Consider the following 16,214-nt stretch of genomic DNA (forward strand, 5'->3'; position numbering starts at 1 on the left):
CGTGAGGGCCTGCGGTCGGCTTCCCGCGCCTCTCACGCGCGGCCACCAGCGGCCCCGCGCCGCCGCCTGACGGCTCACCTGGTGGCTGGTGGGAGGTGAGGAGCCGGGGTATCCGGTCGATGCTGCGGTGCTGGGGCGGGAGGCGTGAGGGCCTGCGGTCGGCTTCCCGCGCCTCTCACGCGCGGCCACCAGCGGCCCCGCGCCGCCGCCTGACGGCTCACCTGGTGGCTGGTGGGAGGTGACGAGCCGGGGTAACCGGTCGATGCTGCCGCGCTGGGGCGGAAGGCGTGAGGGCCTGTGGCCGGCCGTGCGGCTTACGCCACGCGCGGCCTGAGGGGGCCCCGGCGCCGCTCGCGGCCCGGCAGGGGCATACCGTGAGGAGTCGTACGCCTGAGCCGGGAGGAGATTACGGATGGGCAGCCGCACCGCACTGGTCGAGGATCTGATGGAGCGATTCCCGCACGTTCCGCGGGAAGCCGTCTTCAAGGAGGATCTGCTCCGGGGAGGGGTGGCCTTCGACCCGTCCGCGCTCAGTGACAACGAGGGCGGTGAGGTCAAGCCGAAGTCGTACTTCATCTTCTCCTTCGACCACGGCACGCTCCCCGAACTCGGCGAGGCCGCGCTCCGGCGGCCGCCGGAGGAGATCATCCTCACCGGCGGACCGTACGACCTGCGCCGCACCGTCGTCTCCGTGCGCGTGAACCCGTCGTCGCCGTACCGCGTCGCCGCCGACGACCACGGCGTGCTCGGCCTCTACCTCGACGGCAAGCGGATCGCCGACGTCGGCGTGCCGCCGATGCCGGAGTACTACCGGCACAAGCTCGCCAACGGGAAGTCCGTGATGGAGGTCGCCCCGACCATCCAGTGGGGCTACCTGATCTATCTGACCGTCTTCCGGGTGTGCCAGTACTTCGGTGCCAAGGAGGAGTGCCAGTACTGCGACATCAACCACAACTGGCGCCAGCACAAGGCGGCCGGGCGGCCGTACACGGGTGTGAAGGACGTCGAGGAGGTGCTGGAGGCGCTCGAGATCATCGACCGGTACGACACCGCCAAGGCCTCCACCGCCTACACCCTCACCGGCGGCGCCATCACCAAGACGGTCTCCGGCCGTGACGAGGCCGACTTCTACGGCCACTACGCCAAGGCCATCGAGGAGCGCTTCCCGGGCCGCTGGATCGGCAAGGTCGTCGCCCAGGCGCTGCCGCGCGACGACGTGCAGCGGTTCAAGGACTACGGCGTGCAGATCTACCACCCCAACTACGAGGTGTGGGACGAGTACCTGTTCAAGATGTACTGCCCGGGCAAGGAGCGCTACGTCGGCCGCGACGAGTGGCACAAGCGGATCCTCGACTCCGCGGAGATCTTCGGGGCCCGCAACGTCATCCCCAACTTCGTGGCCGGCGTGGAGATGGCGGAGCCCTTCGGCTTCAAGACGGTCGACGAGGCCATCGACTCCACCACCGAGGGCCTGCGCTTCTTCATGTCGCACGGCATCACGCCCCGCTTCACCACGTGGTGCCCCGAGCCGACCACCCCGCTCGGCAAGGCCAACCCGCAGGGCGCGCCGCTGGAGTACCACATCCGGCTGCTGCAGGCCTATCGCCAGACGATGGAGGACTTCGGTCTCTCCTCGCCCCCCGGATACGGTGAGCCCGGCCCCGGCCGCGCGGTGTTCTCGGTGAGCTCCTTCATGGACAGCCTGCCGGCGGAGGAGACTTCGGCGGTGTAGTTGAGACGGATGGGGCCCGCGTCCGTACAAGTGGCTGTAGTTGTGGGGCGCGACGGTCTGTCATGACATGTGAACACGGCGCTTGTCAGTTGTGTTGAAAACGTGAAAGGCTCATGTCCTGCCGCGAGGTTCCCCCCAACTCCATTGCCAATATGGCGAGTTGACCTCGCATGTGGATGCAGGAGACCCATGCCCGACCTGCCGACCCCCCAGGACGCCACCGAGGCAGCGCTGTTCTCCGAGTGCTGGGATTCCGTGCTGTCGTACGCCGACCTGTGCACGGCCGGGTCCTCGGCGGCCAACCAGCTGGCCGCCGAGGCGTTTTCCACCGGGATACGCGAGGCCCGTGAGGCCGAAACCGGAACCCTCCGCAGCGCAGGCCGCCGCCCGGCCCGGCTGCCCCGGATTCCCCTCCTCCTGACCGCCGTACGCACCACCGCGGCCGTCTGGGAGGACACCGGCCAGGGCCACGACCTCGATCCGGACCTGCGCCTGTGGCTCAACTCCGACAAGGCCGCCCGCTACACCGGCCCCCCGCTCCAGCGCCCGCTCGCGCTGCGCGGCCTGCGTGACATGCAGGAACCGGACGCCGCACTGCTGTGGCTGGCCGAGGTGGAGGCGCTGCCGCAGACCGTGGTGGCCCGCCGGCTCGGCCTCGACCCGGCCGCCGTAGCCGACGAACTCACCCAGGTGCGCGGCCTGTTCCGGGACCGCTGCCAGCGCAACCACCTCGACACGCCCATGGACGCGCGGTGCCGCAGCTACGCGCGCCTCCTCGACGCCGTCACCCGCTCGACCGGCGCCGACACCCCCGAAGACCTCTCCCGCCACCTCGCCACCTGTGTGCGGTGCGCCGAGGCCGCCGCCTGTCTGCGGCCGCACGGCGGCGGGCTGCCCGGGGCCCTCGCCGGCGGAGTGATCGGCTGGGGCGGCCTCGCCTACCTGGAGCGCCGCCGCCGGGCCTCCGAGGTGCGCCTCGGCGCCGGGCGCCCCGGCCCCGCGGAGGCCGACACGGTTCCGCCGAACCCCGGCGCGCACAAGGCGCGCGTCGTGCGCAGCGGTCTGCTCCTCGCCGCCGTCCTCGTCTCGGCGCTCGCCCTCGCGGTGTCGATGATGCCGGGCGGCTCCACCGGCGCCGGCACCGCGGCGGGCGGCGACCCCTCCGACCGCCAGCCGGTCGCCGACCCCGGCTTCACGCTGCCGGTCACGGCCGCCACACAGCCGGCCACGAAGACGCCGGCGCCGTCGAAGAGCGCCTCCCGGGACGACTCGCCCGAGCCGAGGAACCCCGAACCGGAACCCCAGGGCACCCAGTCCTCCACGGCCCGCCAGGACGACCCGGAACCCTCCCCCTCCGCGAGCGCCGCGCCGGCCTGCGAGGTCGACTACGACCTCGTCAACGAATGGCCCGACGGCTTCCAGGCCACCGTCACGGTCACCACCGAACATGCCCTCGACGACTGGCGCGTGGCCTGGTCCTTCCGGGACGGCCAGCAGGTCGGCCAGATGTGGGACGCGAGCTTCGCCCAGAACGGCTCCCGGGTCACGGCCAAGGCCGCTGAGTACAACAGGACGGTCCAGGCGAACAGCACGCTCTCGTTCGGGTTCATCGCCTCCTGGGAGGGTGAGAACTCGGCGGGGGTCGACTTCACGCTGAACGGGCACGACTGCGCGTAAAACCGGTTGACGGGCCTTCCAGGGGTCGGGCTAGAGTGACGGAAGATCAGGGCGGTGGCCGGTGGCCGCCGCCGAGCGGACGTGTGTGAGGAGGTGTCGACCGATGGCTGTCTTTGCGATGAGCGCTACCCGCATCCAGTTCATCAAGTCCACCTCCGTGGCCGCCGGCTGACCTCACCTCATCTCTCCGCGTCATGTGCACGCGGCTGCCGGGGCCACCCTTGTGAAGGGTCACCCGTTGACTTCCACCTCTGTTTTCTCCGCGTTGGCACCCTACGGTTGGGACACCGGCTGGGCCGACGCGTTCACCCCGTACGACACCGAGGGTCTCCTGCCCGGCCGGGTCGTACGGGTCGACCGCGGGCAGTGCGACGTCGTCACCGCCGACGGGGTCGTCCGCGCCGACACGGCGTTCGTCACCCCGCACGATCCGATGCGGGTCGTGTGCACCGGTGACTGGGTCGCCGTCGAACCGGGCGGGAACCCGCAGTACGTACGCGCGTACCTGCCACGCCGTACCGCGTTCGTGCGCTCCACCTCCTCCAAGCGGTCCGAGGGGCAGATCCTCGCCGCCAACGTCGACCACGCCATCGTCGCCGTGTCGCTGGCCGTCGAACTCGACCTCGGCCGCATCGAGCGGTTCCTCGCCCTGGCGTGGGAGTCGGGCGCGCAGCCGCTCGTGGTCCTCACCAAGGCCGACCTCGTGCCGGACGCGGTGACGCTCTCCCATCTCGTCCAGGACGTGGAGACCACGGCGCCGGGAGTGCCGGTGCTGACCGCCAGCGCCACGCTGGGGGAGGGACTCGACGTCCTCACCGCGGTCGTGGGCGGCGGTACGACCGTGCTGCTCGGGCAGTCCGGCGCGGGCAAGTCCACGCTCGCCAACGCGCTGCTCGGCGAGGACGTGATGGAGGTCCAGGCCGCGCGCGACGTCGACGGCAAGGGCCGCCACACCACCACCACGCGCAACCTCCTCGCCCTGCCGGGCGGCGGTGTCCTCATCGACACACCGGGGCTGCGAGGCGTCGGGCTGTGGGACGCCGAGACCGGCGTCGGCCAGGTCTTCTCGGAGATCGAGGAACTGGCCGGGTCCTGCCGCTTCCACGACTGCGCGCACGAGAGCGAGCCGGGCTGCGCGGTGCTCGCCGCGATCGACGAGGGCGTGCTGCCGGTGCGCCGGCTGGAGAGCTACCGCAAGCTGATGCGGGAGAACCAGTGGATCGTGGCCAAGACCGACGCCCGGCTGCGTGCCGAGATCAAGAAGGACTGGAAGCGGAAGGGGGCGCAGGGCCGCGCCGCCATGGAGGCGAAGCGGGGCCACGTCCGGTGACCCGTCCGGTGCCGGCGGGAAGGGACAGCTCCGTGTCCGATTCCCGCTGGCACCACCCCCTCGGCCCGGCGGACACTGGACACCGTGATGGACGAGGACACCAGGTACGAGGCGGTGCGCAGCCGTGATGCGCGGTTCGACGGCGAGTTCTTCTTCGCCGTCGAGACCACCGGCATCTACTGCCGCCCCAGCTGCCCGGCGGTCACACCGAAACGGCACAACGTGCGGTTCTTCCCGACGGCCGCCGCCGCGCAGGGCTCGGGTTTCCGGGCCTGCCGGCGGTGCCGGCCGGACGCCGCGCCCGGGTCGGCCGCCTGGAACGTGCGGGCCGACGTGGTCGGCCGTGCCGTCCGGCTGATCGGCGACGGGATCATCGACCGGGAAGGTGTCGCCGGACTCGCGACACGGCTCGGGTACAGCGCCCGGCAGGTGCAGCGGCAGCTCACCGCCGAACTCGGCGCGGGCCCGGTCGCGCTCGCCCGCGCCCAGCGGGCGCACACCGCCCGGGTGCTGCTGCAGACCACCGACCTGCCGATCACGGAGATCGCGTTCGCGGCCGGGTCCGCCAGTGTGCGCCAGTTCAACGACACGATCCGGGCGGTGTACGCCTCGACCCCGAGCGAGCTGCGCGCCGCCGCATCGAGGGGCGGCCGTGACGCCCGGCGGACGGGCACCCCGTCGGCCGGGATACCGCTGCGGCTGGCCTACCGGGGCCCCTACCGAAGCGGTGCCGTCTTCGACCAGTTGGAGCGGGAGGCCGTCCCCGGCGTCGAGGCCGTGTCCGGGCGGGCCGGGCGTCGCACCTACCGGCGCACCCTCCGCCTTCCCCACGGCACCGCGATCGTCGCCGTGGACGAGCGGACGGGTGCCCCTCGGGCACGCGGCGCCCACCCGGGCGGCTGGCTCGACGCCCGCCTCCACCTCACCGACCCCCGCGACCTGACCACCGCCGTCCACCGGCTGCGGCGTCTGTTCGATCTCGACGCCGACCCGTACGCCGTGGACGAGCGGCTCGGTGCCGACCCCCGGCTCGGACCGATGGTCGCCGCCCGGCCGGGACTGCGGTCACCCGGTAGCGCCGACGCGGAGGAGCTGGCGGTCCGGGAACTGGTCGGCCCGGCGGAGGCCGAGCGGCTGGTGGCGCGGTACGGGAAGGCGCTCGACGCGCCCTGCGGCGCCCTCACCCATCTGTTCCCCGAGGCGGCCGTCCTCGCCGGGGCCGAGCCGCACGGGCCCCTCGGCGCGCTCGCCGCCGCCCTCGCCGACGGTGCCCTGCGGCTGGACCCCGGCGCCGACCGGGACGAGGCGCAGGACGCGCTGCTTGCCCTGCCCGGCCTCGACGCCCGTACGGTCGCCGTCATCCGCACCCGCGCCCTCGGCGACCCGGACGTCGCCCCGCCCGGCGTCGACGCCCCCGACAGCTGGCGCCCCTGGCGCTCCTATGCCGTGCAACACCTGCGTGCAGCAGGGGAGTTGGAGTAACCATGATGGTCACGCCCCCCGTTCACTGGACCGACTTCGACAGCCCGCTCGGCCCCCTCCTCCTCACCGCCGACCCCGCGACCGGCGCCCTGACCTCGCTCTCCGTGCCCGGCCAGAAGGGCGGCCGGACCGTGCAGGACGGCTGGCGCCGCGACCCCACGCTCTTCCGCGCGGCCGAGGAACAGCTCGCCGCCTACTTCGCCGGTGAACTGAAGGACTTCCAACTGGAGTTGAGCACGGCCGGCAGCGAGTTCCGGGAGCGGGTCTGGGCCGCCCTCGACGACGTCCCCTACGGATCCACCACGACGTACGGCGAGATCGCCGCGCGCATCGGCGCCTCCCGCCCCGCCGTGCGGGCCGTCGGTGGCGCGATCGGTGCCAACCCGCTGCTGATCGTGCGCCCCTGCCACCGGGTGATCGGGGCCGACGGGACACTGACCGGATACGCCGGCGGCCTCGAACGGAAGATCCGGCTGCTCGCGCTGGAAGGCACGCTCCCGGACGTGCCCTAGGACCCGTCGTTTGGATCGGGCCGGCTGTGAGGTGCGGCGACTTTCAACCGACCCGAGCGGGGTCTGGTGCGTGCAGCTGCAAGGCGGAGGAGGGAGTCGACGCGATGGGGGTCCCTCCCGCGCGAGGTTGTTCGAGCGTGGGGGAGTCGGCGAGTGACGACAACGCGGCTGGGGGTGCCCCCTGCTCGAAGAGCTTGGGGGAGGGCGTGCCAGACCCCGCGACGCCGGCATGATCCAAACGACAGGCCCTAGTCCTCCTCCTCGAGGCCCCAGCTGCGCACCCACCGCGGATGGATGCGGATGACCTCCTCGCTGAAGTGCGGGCCCAGTCCGTGCGGGCCGGTGAGGAGCTCCGCGTCCCCGCGGACCTCGACCCCGCGCACCCGCCACGGCCGTACGGAGGCGAGGTCGTCGACGACCAGGGCCACCTTGGGGTTCGCGCGCAGGTTGCGCCACTTCTTGGTGGCGCCCATCGCGCGACCCCCGATCAGGATCGTCCCGTCGTCCTGCGGGAAGAAGCCGACCGGGTTCGCCTGGGGCTGGCCGGCCGGGTCCACCGTGGCCAGCCGTCCCAGCCGCTGCGACGTCAGGTATACGCGTTCGGCCTCGCTGAAAGCGGTCATACGGCCAGCCAAGCACGCCCGCACCGGCGGCGCATCGGCCGCTCGCCCTACGGCCAGGGGCCTACTCCGCCGGGAGCCCCCAGCGCGGCGCCGCCCCGTTCGCCCGCACTGGCGCGATCGTCAGGTCCGGCCGGTCGCCCCGGGCGGTGATCAGCGCCGATTCGCCCTTGCGCAGGGCGACCCGGATCGCGCCGTCCCCGGCGTCCGTGTACCGCAACGGCAGTCCCCGGCCGTCCCGCACCTCGACCGGGCCCGCGATGCCGTGCCGTACGACGCAGGGCGCGCCCGCCTCGCTGGTCAGCCGGACCCAGCGGGTGACGCCGCCCTCGCGGACCGCCGACAGCAGGAAGGCGCCCTGTGTGCGGAAGTCGTGCACCGTCACGTCCGCCCAGGCGTCCGGGAGGGCCGGGAAGACCCGGATCGTCCCGCCCCAGGACTGGCAGACCATGTCGTGCAGGGACTGCGCCGCCGACAGCGGTGTCTCGATGACCGGGCCCGACTCCTTGTACATGGTGTTGGGCCGCACGAAGCGGGACATCAGCTCGCCCAGGTAGCGCAGCGCGTCCTCGCCCTTGCCGAGCAGCGCGGACATCGAGGCGGCGCCGGTGAAGGTATAGCCCTGCAGGGCACCCTCGAAGCCCACCCAGTGCGCCAACGACCGCTCGATCAGGCCCCGTTCGTCCGACGTGCGGCCGGTCAGCTCGTACAGCGGGTACACCGCGAGCAGATGCGAGTAGTGGCGGTGGGACTTCGCGAAGGGGAGGTCCGCGCCGATCACGAAGCCGTTCGCGTCGGTCGGATACGGCACCCGCCTGGTCAGCACCTCACGCCAGCGCGGCGCCAACTCGTCCTCGACGCCGAGGAGTTCGGCCGATTCGAGCAGGGTCCGGCAGCCCCAGGTCAGCAGCATCAGGTCGTAGTTGCAGTCCCTTGAGTTGCCGCCGTACTCCGGGGAGAACGTGGCCGGCAGATGGAGCCGGCCGTCCGGGCCCGGCTCCAGGAAGTGCAGGTAGTAGTTGATCGCCTTGCGCAGCAAGGGGTACAGGACGTCCCGCAGGATCGACTCGTCCATGGTGTGGCGGTAGCTGAGCCAGACGTTGTGCAGCGCCCAGGTGAGGTTGCCGACCTCGGGGGTCGGCGGGTCCTGGCCGGGGACGCCGACGCCGTAGCCGGTCAGCGGGTCGGCGGCGCCGTTGACCAGGGCCGGGTCGGTGGTGCGCGGGATGCCGAGGGAATCCGTGCGGTACGGGGCCGGTGTCTCCTTGGCCAGGTTGTCCCGGAAGACGCTCAACGACCTGGTGATCGCGTCGAGTTCGAGATGGTTGGAGCCGTGGATCAGCCAGTACTCCAACTGCGCGTTGAGATTCCACCAGGTGTTGGGCCACGGGGTGGGCTCCAGCCAGGGGCCGCTGGTCGCCATCACGGGGGCGTCGCGGCGGGCGGCGGCAGCGGCCTTGTAGAGCTGGATCCAGTAGAAGCGCTGCATCCGGGCGTCGGGCAGGGAGAGGAAGCTCTTGCGGTAGTAGGCGTGCCACCAGGCCCGGTGTGTCGCCGCCAGCGCGGAGTAGGGGAGCGGGCTCGTGCGGCGTACGGCCTTCAGCGCCCGGTCGAGCGCCGTCGTCCCGGGGTGGGAGTGCGCGACGTGGACGTACAGCGTCCGGGTCCTGCCGGTGCTCCGCTCCCGCCACGCAGTCACATGCTGCCCGCCCGCCAGCAGCGGCTGCACGGCCGCCGACACACCGTCGTGCTCGGCGACCTCGGCGGGCGGGTTGCCCCGGTAGCCGGCCGGGAGCGGTTTGAAGGCCGCCCGCGGGCTGATCGCCTCCGCCGGGTGGAAGACCCAGCGGAAGTCGCGCTCGCCCGAGCTCGGGGTGACCTCGACGGCCAGGACCGAGCGGTCGTTGTGCACGAGGGCGCGCAGCGCGAGGGTGCCCCGGTCCGTGGTGAGGGTGCCGGTGAGCTCCGCGTCGCGCAGGCCGAGCCGCCAGTCCCAGCCGGTGATCGTGCCGACCGGCTCCAGGGTGAAGTGGGCGATCGGGAGGCGCGCGAGCCCGAAGAGCGAGCCGAACTCGGGGCGGTGGTCCCGCACCTCGGAGTGCTGCACGTTGAAGCGCACGGCGCGCGTCGCGGCACCCGGTTCGGCGTAGATGCCGGAACCGAGGAAGCCGTTGCCGAGGAAGGGGCCCTCGTACCAGGTCGCCGGCGCGCGTCGCCAGACGAGGTCGGCGTCGTCGAGGACCGCGCGCCAGGGGTCGCGGGCGGCGGGTTCCGGGGCGGCCGCGCTCGCCGGTGCGGGGAGTCCGCCGGTAAGGAGGGTCCCGCCGACAGCTGATCCGGTGGCGAGCACGGTACGTCTGGACGGGCTGGGCATGGCGCCTCCCGGCGGCTCGTACAAATGCGGGTACAAATGCGGGTACAACTGCGTGTGCAACTGCTGTTACAACTGCGCGGCAATTCATCGGAGCTATCCCGGGACGCAACGTAGAGAAAGCGCCATCAGTCGTCAAGGGTGGGGTGGTTGGAATAAAGAGACCCGATGTATCAGCCCCAGATCACCGCACCCAACCACGCCCCCGCGATCAACTGGCAGGTGAACAGCTCCGCCAGCACGCTCGACCCGCCCGAGCGCATCGCCGTCCGCAGCGAGGCCCGCGCCTCGCCGTGGCGGCCGAGCCGGCGCCGTTCCCCGATGTAGATCCCGGCCATGAAGCCGGGGATCGAGCCGATCACGGGGATCAGGAAGAAGCCCAGGAACGACCCCGCCCCGGCGTACACCGTCATACGGCTGTCGGCCCAGTTCGGGCGCAGCCGGCGGGGCGGCAGTGCCCAGCGCACCACCTGGGAGAGGAAAAGCACGACGGTGGCCCCCACGAGCACCCACCACGAGACGGGCTGCGGATCCTTCACCGCCCACCACATGACCGCGGCCCAGACCAGCCACGACCCCGGCACTCCGGGCACCAGCACTCCGCACAGGCCGAGCAGGAGGACCAGACCGACCAGCAGGAGGTCCCACACTCCCATCTGACCAGAGTGCCGGAGCCGACGGGAAACCGCAGATCAGCACTCACGCCGCGGGTTCACCCCTGCCGTTCCCGGGCCACCCACCCCCGCTCGTACGCGTGCCACCCCAGCTGCAGCCGGGTCGTCACGCCGGTCAGCTCCATCAGCCGCTTCACCCGGCGCTGCACGGTCCGCAGACCCAGGTCCAGCTGCTTGGCCACGCTCGCGTCGGTCAGGCCCGCCAGCAGCAGGGAGAGCACCTCCAGGTCGGTGTCGTCGGGGCGGTCCGGCCGCTGCTCGGTCAGGCCGGCGGGGCCGAGGCGCACCGGCAGCGCCTCCCGCCACACCGACTCGAACAACCCGGTCAGCAGCTCCAGCAGCCCGCTCGCGTGCACGACCAGCGCGGCCGGCTCCGCGGTGTGCGAGGTCAGCGGCACCAGCGCGAGCGTCCGGTCGGCGATCACCAGCTTGGTCGGCACCCGGTCCACCACCCGCACCTGTTCCTCGCGGCCGAGCGCGGCGGACAGCTCGGTGACGCCGTGCGGCTGGTCGAGCACCGAGCGCTCCAGGACGACGCGGTAGCGCACCCCGCGACAGGCGGCCTGCTCCTCCGCCTCGTTCTCGGTGCCGGTGACGGCGACCGGGCTGCCGGTGACCAGCGCGCACACCTCGTCGCTCGCGCCGAGCTGGAGCTGGAGAAAGCGCTGGGAGACCGCGGCCGTGCCCACCACCACCTCGACCAGATCCTGCACGGCGGGCTCGGTGGCCCCCGCCCGGTACTCCTGGGCGAGCATCGCCGCCGCCAGCTCCGCCTTCTCCAGCTCGTGCCGCTGCTGGGTGAGCAGCGCGCCCAGCGCCACCCCGGGCGGCGCGGCGACCCAGCGGCCGGGCCGGGCCGAGGACTGCGCCGCGAGCCCGTGCCGCTCCAGCCGGCGCAGGGCGCGCTCGGTGTCGTACTCACCGAGCGTCAGCCGTCTCGCGAGATCCGGCAGGTCGGCGGCGCCCACGGACACCAGGGCCCGGTACGCCGACTCGTGCGTCTCGTCGAGGCCAATGGCTCCCAGCATCCGGCCGCGCTCCCTCCCCGGCGGCACACCCGCGTTCGGTCCGTGGCGGAAAACGGCCACGGCGCAAAACCGCCTCCGCACATCATCGCGGTACCACCCGTCACTCTGCCAAGGTGTCGCCACCGCAGCATCAACCACCGCCCGCATTGCCCGACTTGGGCCTTCTTGGCCTGCGCTTTCGCATCCGTGGGCACGCGGCAGGACCGGAAGAGGCGATCTTGGGGAGAGCGATATCGCGCACGGCACCGGGCGCGAGGGTCAGCACCTGGGCGTACAGGGGAGCTTCGGTGACATCGGCGGTAGGACGCTGCGGAGCGACGGGGAGATCGTCGGCCGGAGCCCGTATCCGTTCGCAAGGCATACCGATGCTCTTCCCGCGGTACACGCTGCCGGAGGACGGCTGAAGACGCTCCCCGCCGAACACGGCCCGCCGAGGACGGCCTGCCGATCACGCTCACGGCGAGCGGCCACGCGGGCTACGAGCCCGGTGAGCTGACCGAGGCCCGGCTCGCGTACTCGTACGACGAGGGCGAGACCTGGACCGAGGCGCGGACCGTGCCGAAGGCCGACGGCATCTGGACGGCGGTGGTGGACCACGGCGGAGCGACGGGAAAGCGGGTCACCCTCAGGACCGTCCTGGCCGACGCCCGGGGCGCCTCGGTCACCCAGATCGTGACCCGGGCCTACGACGTGCGCTGAAGCGCGCGAAGGGGATCGGGGCCCGGGTCACCCGGAAGTCGCCGGGCGGTTCTCCCGTGGGGGGTGGGGCCGCCCGGCGACGCGTTTCCCGCCGTTCCTCCCGTTGTTTCGCAAGGTTGTTCAAGGCCTCACCCGACGAGCCGTCACAGACGGCGTAGGGGGCCGGATTTTCCGGATGCCCCGTTTTCATCCGGGCCCCGCGGTGGACAATTGGGGGCATGAACCAGCAGGGGGGTAGGCCCGCCGGCCGCGAGGACGACTGGTGGGGGCAGCTGTACGGTGACCGCGTCGACGACACGGGCCCGACAACGGCCCCCGACTCACTGGACGACCGGTACGCCTCGGCCGCGGGGGCGGTGAACCAGCGGTCGGAAGCGGGGGCGTCGGTGCCCTCACCACGCACGGACACGGATGCCAGAGAGCCCGCTTCGACGTTCCCGGCCGGACTGCCGAAGCCGCCGGGATTCACCGTGGAGTCACCCCCGGCCGAGGCACCCGAGCGGCCGGACACGTCGGCCGCGGACACCGCGCCACCCGGCCCTCTCGCCTACGTCGGCGACGGCCCGCCCACCTACGCCGCCGAACCCACCGCCCTGCCGCCCGCCGACCCGGACGACCTCGACGACCTGGTCGCCGACACCGTCCTCGACGGCGCCCACTACGGCACCAGCACGTTGCGCGCCGTCTCCCTGCGCGGCGACTCCGCCCGCTACCGCGGCGAACCCCGCCGCGACTCCCTCCTCACCGCCCGCTTCGGCACCGGCGACCACGCGCTGCTCCTCGTGGCGATGGCCACCGGCGCCCGCGCCACCCCGGGCGCACACCGCGCCGCCGCCGAGGCCTGCCACTGGATCGGCCGGGCCGTCGGCCGCAGCCACGCCAGACTGTCCGAGGACATAAGGGCCGCGCGGCGCGGTGATCTGAAGTCCGGGCTGCACCGCCTCACCGACCGCAGCCTCGGCAAACTCCGCGCCAGCGCCGCCGAGCAGGGCATCGAACCCGAGGAGTACGCGGCGACCCTGCGCTGCCTGCTGCTCCCGGCCGACCCCGAGTGCCGTACGCGCGTCTTCTTCGGCGTCGGCGAAGGCGGACTCTTCCGGCTGCGCAAGGGTGAATGGCAGGACATCGAACCCCGCGTCACCGACGCCACCGGCGAACCCGTCGTCGGCTTCGGCTCACTGCCGGCGGAGACACCCGAGGGCGACCGCCTCACCATGGACCTCGGCATCACCACACCGCCCAGCCCCTACGACCCCGCCCCCGAGCCGCGCCGCGAACCCTTCCGCTTCCGCGCCTCCGTCGCCCGCCAGGGCGACATCCTCCTGATGTGCACGAGCGGCCTCGCCGACCCGCTGCGCGGCGAACCCGAACTCGCCGCCCATCTGACCGGACGCTGGTCCGGCGCGGAACCGCCCGGTCTCGCAGAGTTCCTCGCCGACACACAGGTCCGGGTGAAGGGGTACGCGGACGACCGTACGGCCGCCGCGGTGTGGGAGGCGTAGGCCGCTGCTCCCCGACTCGTCTACTCCTCGTACGGCACCCAGGCGCGGGTCGAGGTGTCGTACGCGTAGCTCTTGAGCCCCTTGATGCCGGTCGTGCGGAACGGGCGGCCGTGGTCGTCGACGCGGACCGTGCCGGTGCGGCCCTGGGACGACCAGTCCAGTTCCAGGTACCAACTGCAGTCGCAGTTCCGCGTCTGCGCGTCGACCAGCAGCACCTCCGGGTCCTCGGCGGACACCCGGTAGGGCATCCGCACGGCCGGGATCGTGACGCCCGAGTCGTTGCCGTCGGCCGGGCGGGCGATGGGCCGGTCCTTGTCCAGGTCGACGTCGAAGTAGCGGGGGGTCAGCGCTCCGCCGCAGCCTTGGTCCATGGCGTAGTTGGTGCCGGCGAGCGGTGCCGACCGGCCGACGACCCGCACGCGCAGCGCCTCCAGGACGACGGCCGTGGACGACCGGCCCTGCACGGTGATCTCCACCATCGTCTGCTCCCCGTGCACGGCGTTCTCGCTCGCCGCCCAGGTCGCCGCGTCCTGCGGGTTCGGCGGCGGAGGGACCTGCTGCGGGGGCCTGGTGATGACGTAGTCGTGACCGCAACCGGCCTGCCAGACGTGGGAGTCGACGCTCCAGGTGAGGGGCAGCCCGGTCGGGGGCTGTGGCCGGCCGGTCTTCTTCGAGGGGCCACCGTCGCTCTCGGTGGGCTTCGCCGAAGGCTTCTTCGGTGCGCCGGCCTTGGGAGAAGCGGTCGTGGAGGTGGGGTTCGGAGACGTCGGTGCGGTGCTCGGGGGAGCGGTGCCCGGCCGCGTCGTACGAGGCGGATCGCCGGCCTGGACCGAGTCGCTCGGCCGGCGGTCGTCGTCTGGCAGGGCGGAGAGGCTGCCGAGCGTGGCGAGGAGCGCGGTCGCCACGGCCGCGGAGACGAGGAGGCGCCGGCGCCGGAACCAGGGCCGGCGGGCGGCGTCGGCCGGTGCCGGATCCCGGACCGGTTCGACGGCCGGCTCCGGGGCGGGCTCCGGAGCCGGGTCCGCGGCCGTAACGGCAGAGGCCGCCGGGGTGGCCCCCGTACGCGCCCGCTGCCGTGCCGCGACCGCCAGGATCCACAACCGGTGCAGCTCCAGCCGCTCCTGAGGCGTCGCGCCGCACAGGGCGGCGAAACGCTCCACGGGGGCGAAGTCGACAGGGACCGCGTCGCCCGCGCAATAGCGGTGCAGCGTGGAGGTGTTCATGTTCAGGCGGCGGGCCAGCTGACCGTAGCTCCGGTCGGTGCGTTCCTTCAGGCGTCTGAGCGACGCCGCGAACTCCTGGACGTCGTCGTCCTGTGCTTCCGACACTGTTCTCCCGTGTCCTCCCCGTCCCGGGACGGCATCCCAGGCACTCCCTGTACCTGCACGTCAGACGGGCTGGGATGGTTCCACCGTCGCGCATCGGCCGACGCCGCTTGCGGCCGCCCGCTGTGACGGCTGATGCTCAAGGTGTCGCACCGACCGGTTCCGGACGGACCAGCCGGCGTCGGTGACGGCCCACTTGTCGACCGTTCACGCACTTCACGCGATTCATCTCATCCACGGGGGACCATCCATGTCCAAGCGCATCCGAGCCGGACTGCTCGCCGCACTCGCCGTCGCAGCCCTCACCGCGGGCGCCACCCTCTCCGCCGCACCGGCCGGCGCCGCGACGAGGGCGCCCGCGCCCAAGTTCCTCGCGGCGTCCGAACTGCCGCCGCACCCCTCGTCCGACTGGATCGCCGGCCGGGTCACCGACGGCGTCCCGGACGAGATGCAGTACTGCTTCGGCGAGGCGCTGCTCGCCTACGACTCCCGCTACCGCACCTTCCGCACCGACCTCGACACCGGCGCCGAGCAGCTGAACGTCACCGTCGGCGACAGCGCCAAGGCCAAGGCCCTCGCCGCCCGCCTCGACAAGGAGGTCAAGCGCTGTGTGCAGCGCATGGACGCCGCCCCGGACGTCGAGGCCGACTACCGGAGCTACGGCACCCTGCCGGTCGAGGAGGGCGCCCGCGTCCACGGCTTCGCGACCCGCGCCTCGTGGGGCGCCATGGACATCCACCTCGTCTCCGTCGGCCGGGACGGCGGCACTGTCACGGTCGTGCAGTGGGGGCAGATGGGCGACTTCGGGGACGCGCCGGTGAAGGCCTTCAGGAAGACGACCACCACGGCGGTCAACAAGCTCCACTGACCCACGCGTCACCGGACCACCGCACCAGCGGGGCCGCCCTCCCGGACGGGGGTCGGGCAGGCGGCCCCGCACCACGGCTCCGGCACCCGCGAGTTCCGGCCACTTTCACGGGTTGCGTGAAGGTGGCCAAAGACGTGTCGTTGCCGCGCCGCCCGTCCTGTGGGTGCCCACGCCGCGTACGACCCCGACCGCGCCGCCGCCGTGTCGGGTACGGCCGGTTCGGCAGGGCGGACTCGGCAGTCGGGCCGATCCCCTGCGGTCGCCGCGCCCGCGGGGGAGTCGGCCCGATGCCGTGCGGCACCGCGCTGGTCGGCCCTCTCCCACGGGCAACGGATGCACCGCCCGGCCTCCGCTCACCGCGAGCGCGCCCGCCGCCGGGAAACCTGGCCGTGGC

The 16,214-nt window shown here is 72.7% G+C and carries 13 protein-coding genes; 8 read left to right on the plus strand and 5 right to left on the minus strand.

Annotated elements, in window-relative coordinates; all coding sequences use genetic code 11:
• The first annotated feature begins 412 nt into the window (after positions 1 to 412).
• The 5 genes from ACIRD7_RS01955 to ACIRD7_RS01975 all read left to right on the plus strand — a co-directional run bounded on the left by ACIRD7_RS01955 (position 413) and on the right by ACIRD7_RS01975 (position 6,733).
• Positions 413 to 1,732, plus strand: coding sequence for a radical SAM protein (locus ACIRD7_RS01955; RefSeq protein ID WP_403448424.1), 1,320 nt, complete (start codon positions 413 to 415; stop codon positions 1,730 to 1,732).
• A 189-nt stretch (positions 1,733 to 1,921) separates the two neighbouring features.
• A complete protein-coding gene (locus ACIRD7_RS01960) occupies positions 1,922 to 3,409 on the plus strand; it encodes a cellulose binding domain-containing protein (protein WP_403448427.1) in 1,488 nt (495 codons plus the stop codon).
• Positions 3,410 to 3,647: 238 nt separating this feature from the next.
• Positions 3,648 to 4,739, plus strand: a complete 1,092-nt coding sequence (rsgA, locus tag ACIRD7_RS01965; RefSeq protein ID WP_403448430.1) for a ribosome small subunit-dependent GTPase A — start codon at positions 3,648 to 3,650, stop codon at positions 4,737 to 4,739.
• Between the two features lie 87 nt (positions 4,740 to 4,826).
• On the plus strand, positions 4,827 to 6,221 hold the full coding sequence (locus ACIRD7_RS01970) for an AlkA N-terminal domain-containing protein (RefSeq protein ID WP_403451610.1): 1,395 nt from the start codon (positions 4,827 to 4,829) through the stop codon (positions 6,219 to 6,221).
• Between the two features lie 2 nt (positions 6,222 to 6,223).
• Positions 6,224 to 6,733, plus strand: coding sequence for a methylated-DNA--[protein]-cysteine S-methyltransferase (locus ACIRD7_RS01975; RefSeq protein ID WP_403448432.1), 510 nt, complete (start codon positions 6,224 to 6,226; stop codon positions 6,731 to 6,733).
• A gap of 248 nt (positions 6,734 to 6,981) precedes the next feature.
• Here ACIRD7_RS01975 and ACIRD7_RS01980 read toward each other — a convergent pair whose 3' ends face one another.
• From ACIRD7_RS01980 to ACIRD7_RS01995, 4 genes are all read right to left on the minus strand, one after another.
• Entirely contained in the window at positions 6,982 to 7,356 is a 375-nt protein-coding gene (locus ACIRD7_RS01980) for a PPOX class F420-dependent oxidoreductase (protein ID WP_403448434.1), read from the minus strand.
• 61 nt (positions 7,357 to 7,417) lie between these two features.
• Positions 7,418 to 9,727 (minus strand): glycosyl hydrolase family 95 catalytic domain-containing protein, encoded by a 2,310-nt coding sequence (locus ACIRD7_RS01985; protein WP_403448437.1) that lies wholly within the window; start codon positions 9,725 to 9,727, stop codon positions 7,418 to 7,420.
• Positions 9,728 to 9,897: 170 nt separating this feature from the next.
• Complete coding sequence (locus ACIRD7_RS01990) at positions 9,898 to 10,380, minus strand: DUF456 domain-containing protein (protein ID WP_403448439.1); 483 nt, start codon at positions 10,378 to 10,380, stop codon at positions 9,898 to 9,900.
• Positions 10,381 to 10,436: 56 nt separating this feature from the next.
• Positions 10,437 to 11,426 carry a helix-turn-helix transcriptional regulator gene (locus ACIRD7_RS01995; protein WP_403448441.1) on the minus strand — a complete coding sequence of 330 codons (990 nt, stop codon included), beginning with the start codon at positions 11,424 to 11,426 and terminating at the stop codon, positions 10,437 to 10,439.
• Between the two features lie 555 nt (positions 11,427 to 11,981).
• Between ACIRD7_RS01995 and ACIRD7_RS02000 the strand changes: the two genes are divergently transcribed.
• Positions 11,982 to 12,125 carry a hypothetical protein gene (locus ACIRD7_RS02000; protein ID WP_403448444.1) on the plus strand — a complete coding sequence of 48 codons (144 nt, stop codon included), beginning with the start codon at positions 11,982 to 11,984 and terminating at the stop codon, positions 12,123 to 12,125.
• A 218-nt stretch (positions 12,126 to 12,343) separates the two neighbouring features.
• Complete coding sequence (locus ACIRD7_RS02005; protein ID WP_403448447.1) at positions 12,344 to 13,627, plus strand: protein phosphatase 2C domain-containing protein; 1,284 nt, start codon at positions 12,344 to 12,346, stop codon at positions 13,625 to 13,627.
• A 20-nt stretch (positions 13,628 to 13,647) separates the two neighbouring features.
• On the opposite strand, the gene ACIRD7_RS02010 is transcribed toward ACIRD7_RS02005, so the two are convergent.
• A complete protein-coding gene (locus ACIRD7_RS02010) occupies positions 13,648 to 14,955 on the minus strand; it encodes a helix-turn-helix domain-containing protein (protein ID WP_403448450.1) in 1,308 nt (435 codons plus the stop codon).
• 247 nt (positions 14,956 to 15,202) lie between these two features.
• Here ACIRD7_RS02010 and ACIRD7_RS02015 point away from each other — a divergent pair, with 247 nt between their 5' ends.
• Positions 15,203 to 15,820: a hypothetical protein gene (locus tag ACIRD7_RS02015; protein ID WP_403448453.1), complete on the plus strand. Its 618-nt coding sequence runs from the start codon at positions 15,203 to 15,205 to the stop codon at positions 15,818 to 15,820.
• The last annotated feature ends 394 nt before the right edge of the window (positions 15,821 to 16,214 follow it).

The organism is Streptomyces sp. NPDC093568 (assembly GCF_044764945.1).
GTDB lineage: Bacteria > Actinomycetota > Actinomycetes > Streptomycetales > Streptomycetaceae > Streptomyces.

What these genes read in the sequence shown, in the direction of transcription:
- ACIRD7_RS01970 (WP_403451610.1), top strand. Translation starts at nt 4,827, where the DNA reads ATGGACGAGGACACCAGGTACGAGGCGGTGCGCAGCCGTGATGCGCGG.
- ACIRD7_RS01960 (WP_403448427.1), top strand. Translation starts at nt 1,922, where the DNA reads ATGCCCGACCTGCCGACCCCCCAGGACGCCACCGAGGCAGCGCTGTTC.
- ACIRD7_RS01985 (WP_403448437.1), bottom strand. Translation starts at nt 9,727, where the DNA reads ATGCCCAGCCCGTCCAGACGTACCGTGCTCGCCACCGGATCAGCTGTC.
- ACIRD7_RS02005 (WP_403448447.1), top strand. Translation starts at nt 12,344, where the DNA reads ATGAACCAGCAGGGGGGTAGGCCCGCCGGCCGCGAGGACGACTGGTGG.
- ACIRD7_RS01995 (WP_403448441.1), bottom strand. Translation starts at nt 11,426, where the DNA reads ATGCTGGGAGCCATTGGCCTCGACGAGACGCACGAGTCGGCGTACCGG.
- ACIRD7_RS01980 (WP_403448434.1), bottom strand. Translation starts at nt 7,356, where the DNA reads ATGACCGCTTTCAGCGAGGCCGAACGCGTATACCTGACGTCGCAGCGG.
- ACIRD7_RS01955 (WP_403448424.1), top strand. Translation starts at nt 413, where the DNA reads ATGGGCAGCCGCACCGCACTGGTCGAGGATCTGATGGAGCGATTCCCG.
- ACIRD7_RS01975 (WP_403448432.1), top strand. Translation starts at nt 6,224, where the DNA reads ATGATGGTCACGCCCCCCGTTCACTGGACCGACTTCGACAGCCCGCTC.
- ACIRD7_RS01990 (WP_403448439.1), bottom strand. Translation starts at nt 10,380, where the DNA reads ATGGGAGTGTGGGACCTCCTGCTGGTCGGTCTGGTCCTCCTGCTCGGC.
- ACIRD7_RS02015 (WP_403448453.1), top strand. Translation starts at nt 15,203, where the DNA reads ATGTCCAAGCGCATCCGAGCCGGACTGCTCGCCGCACTCGCCGTCGCA.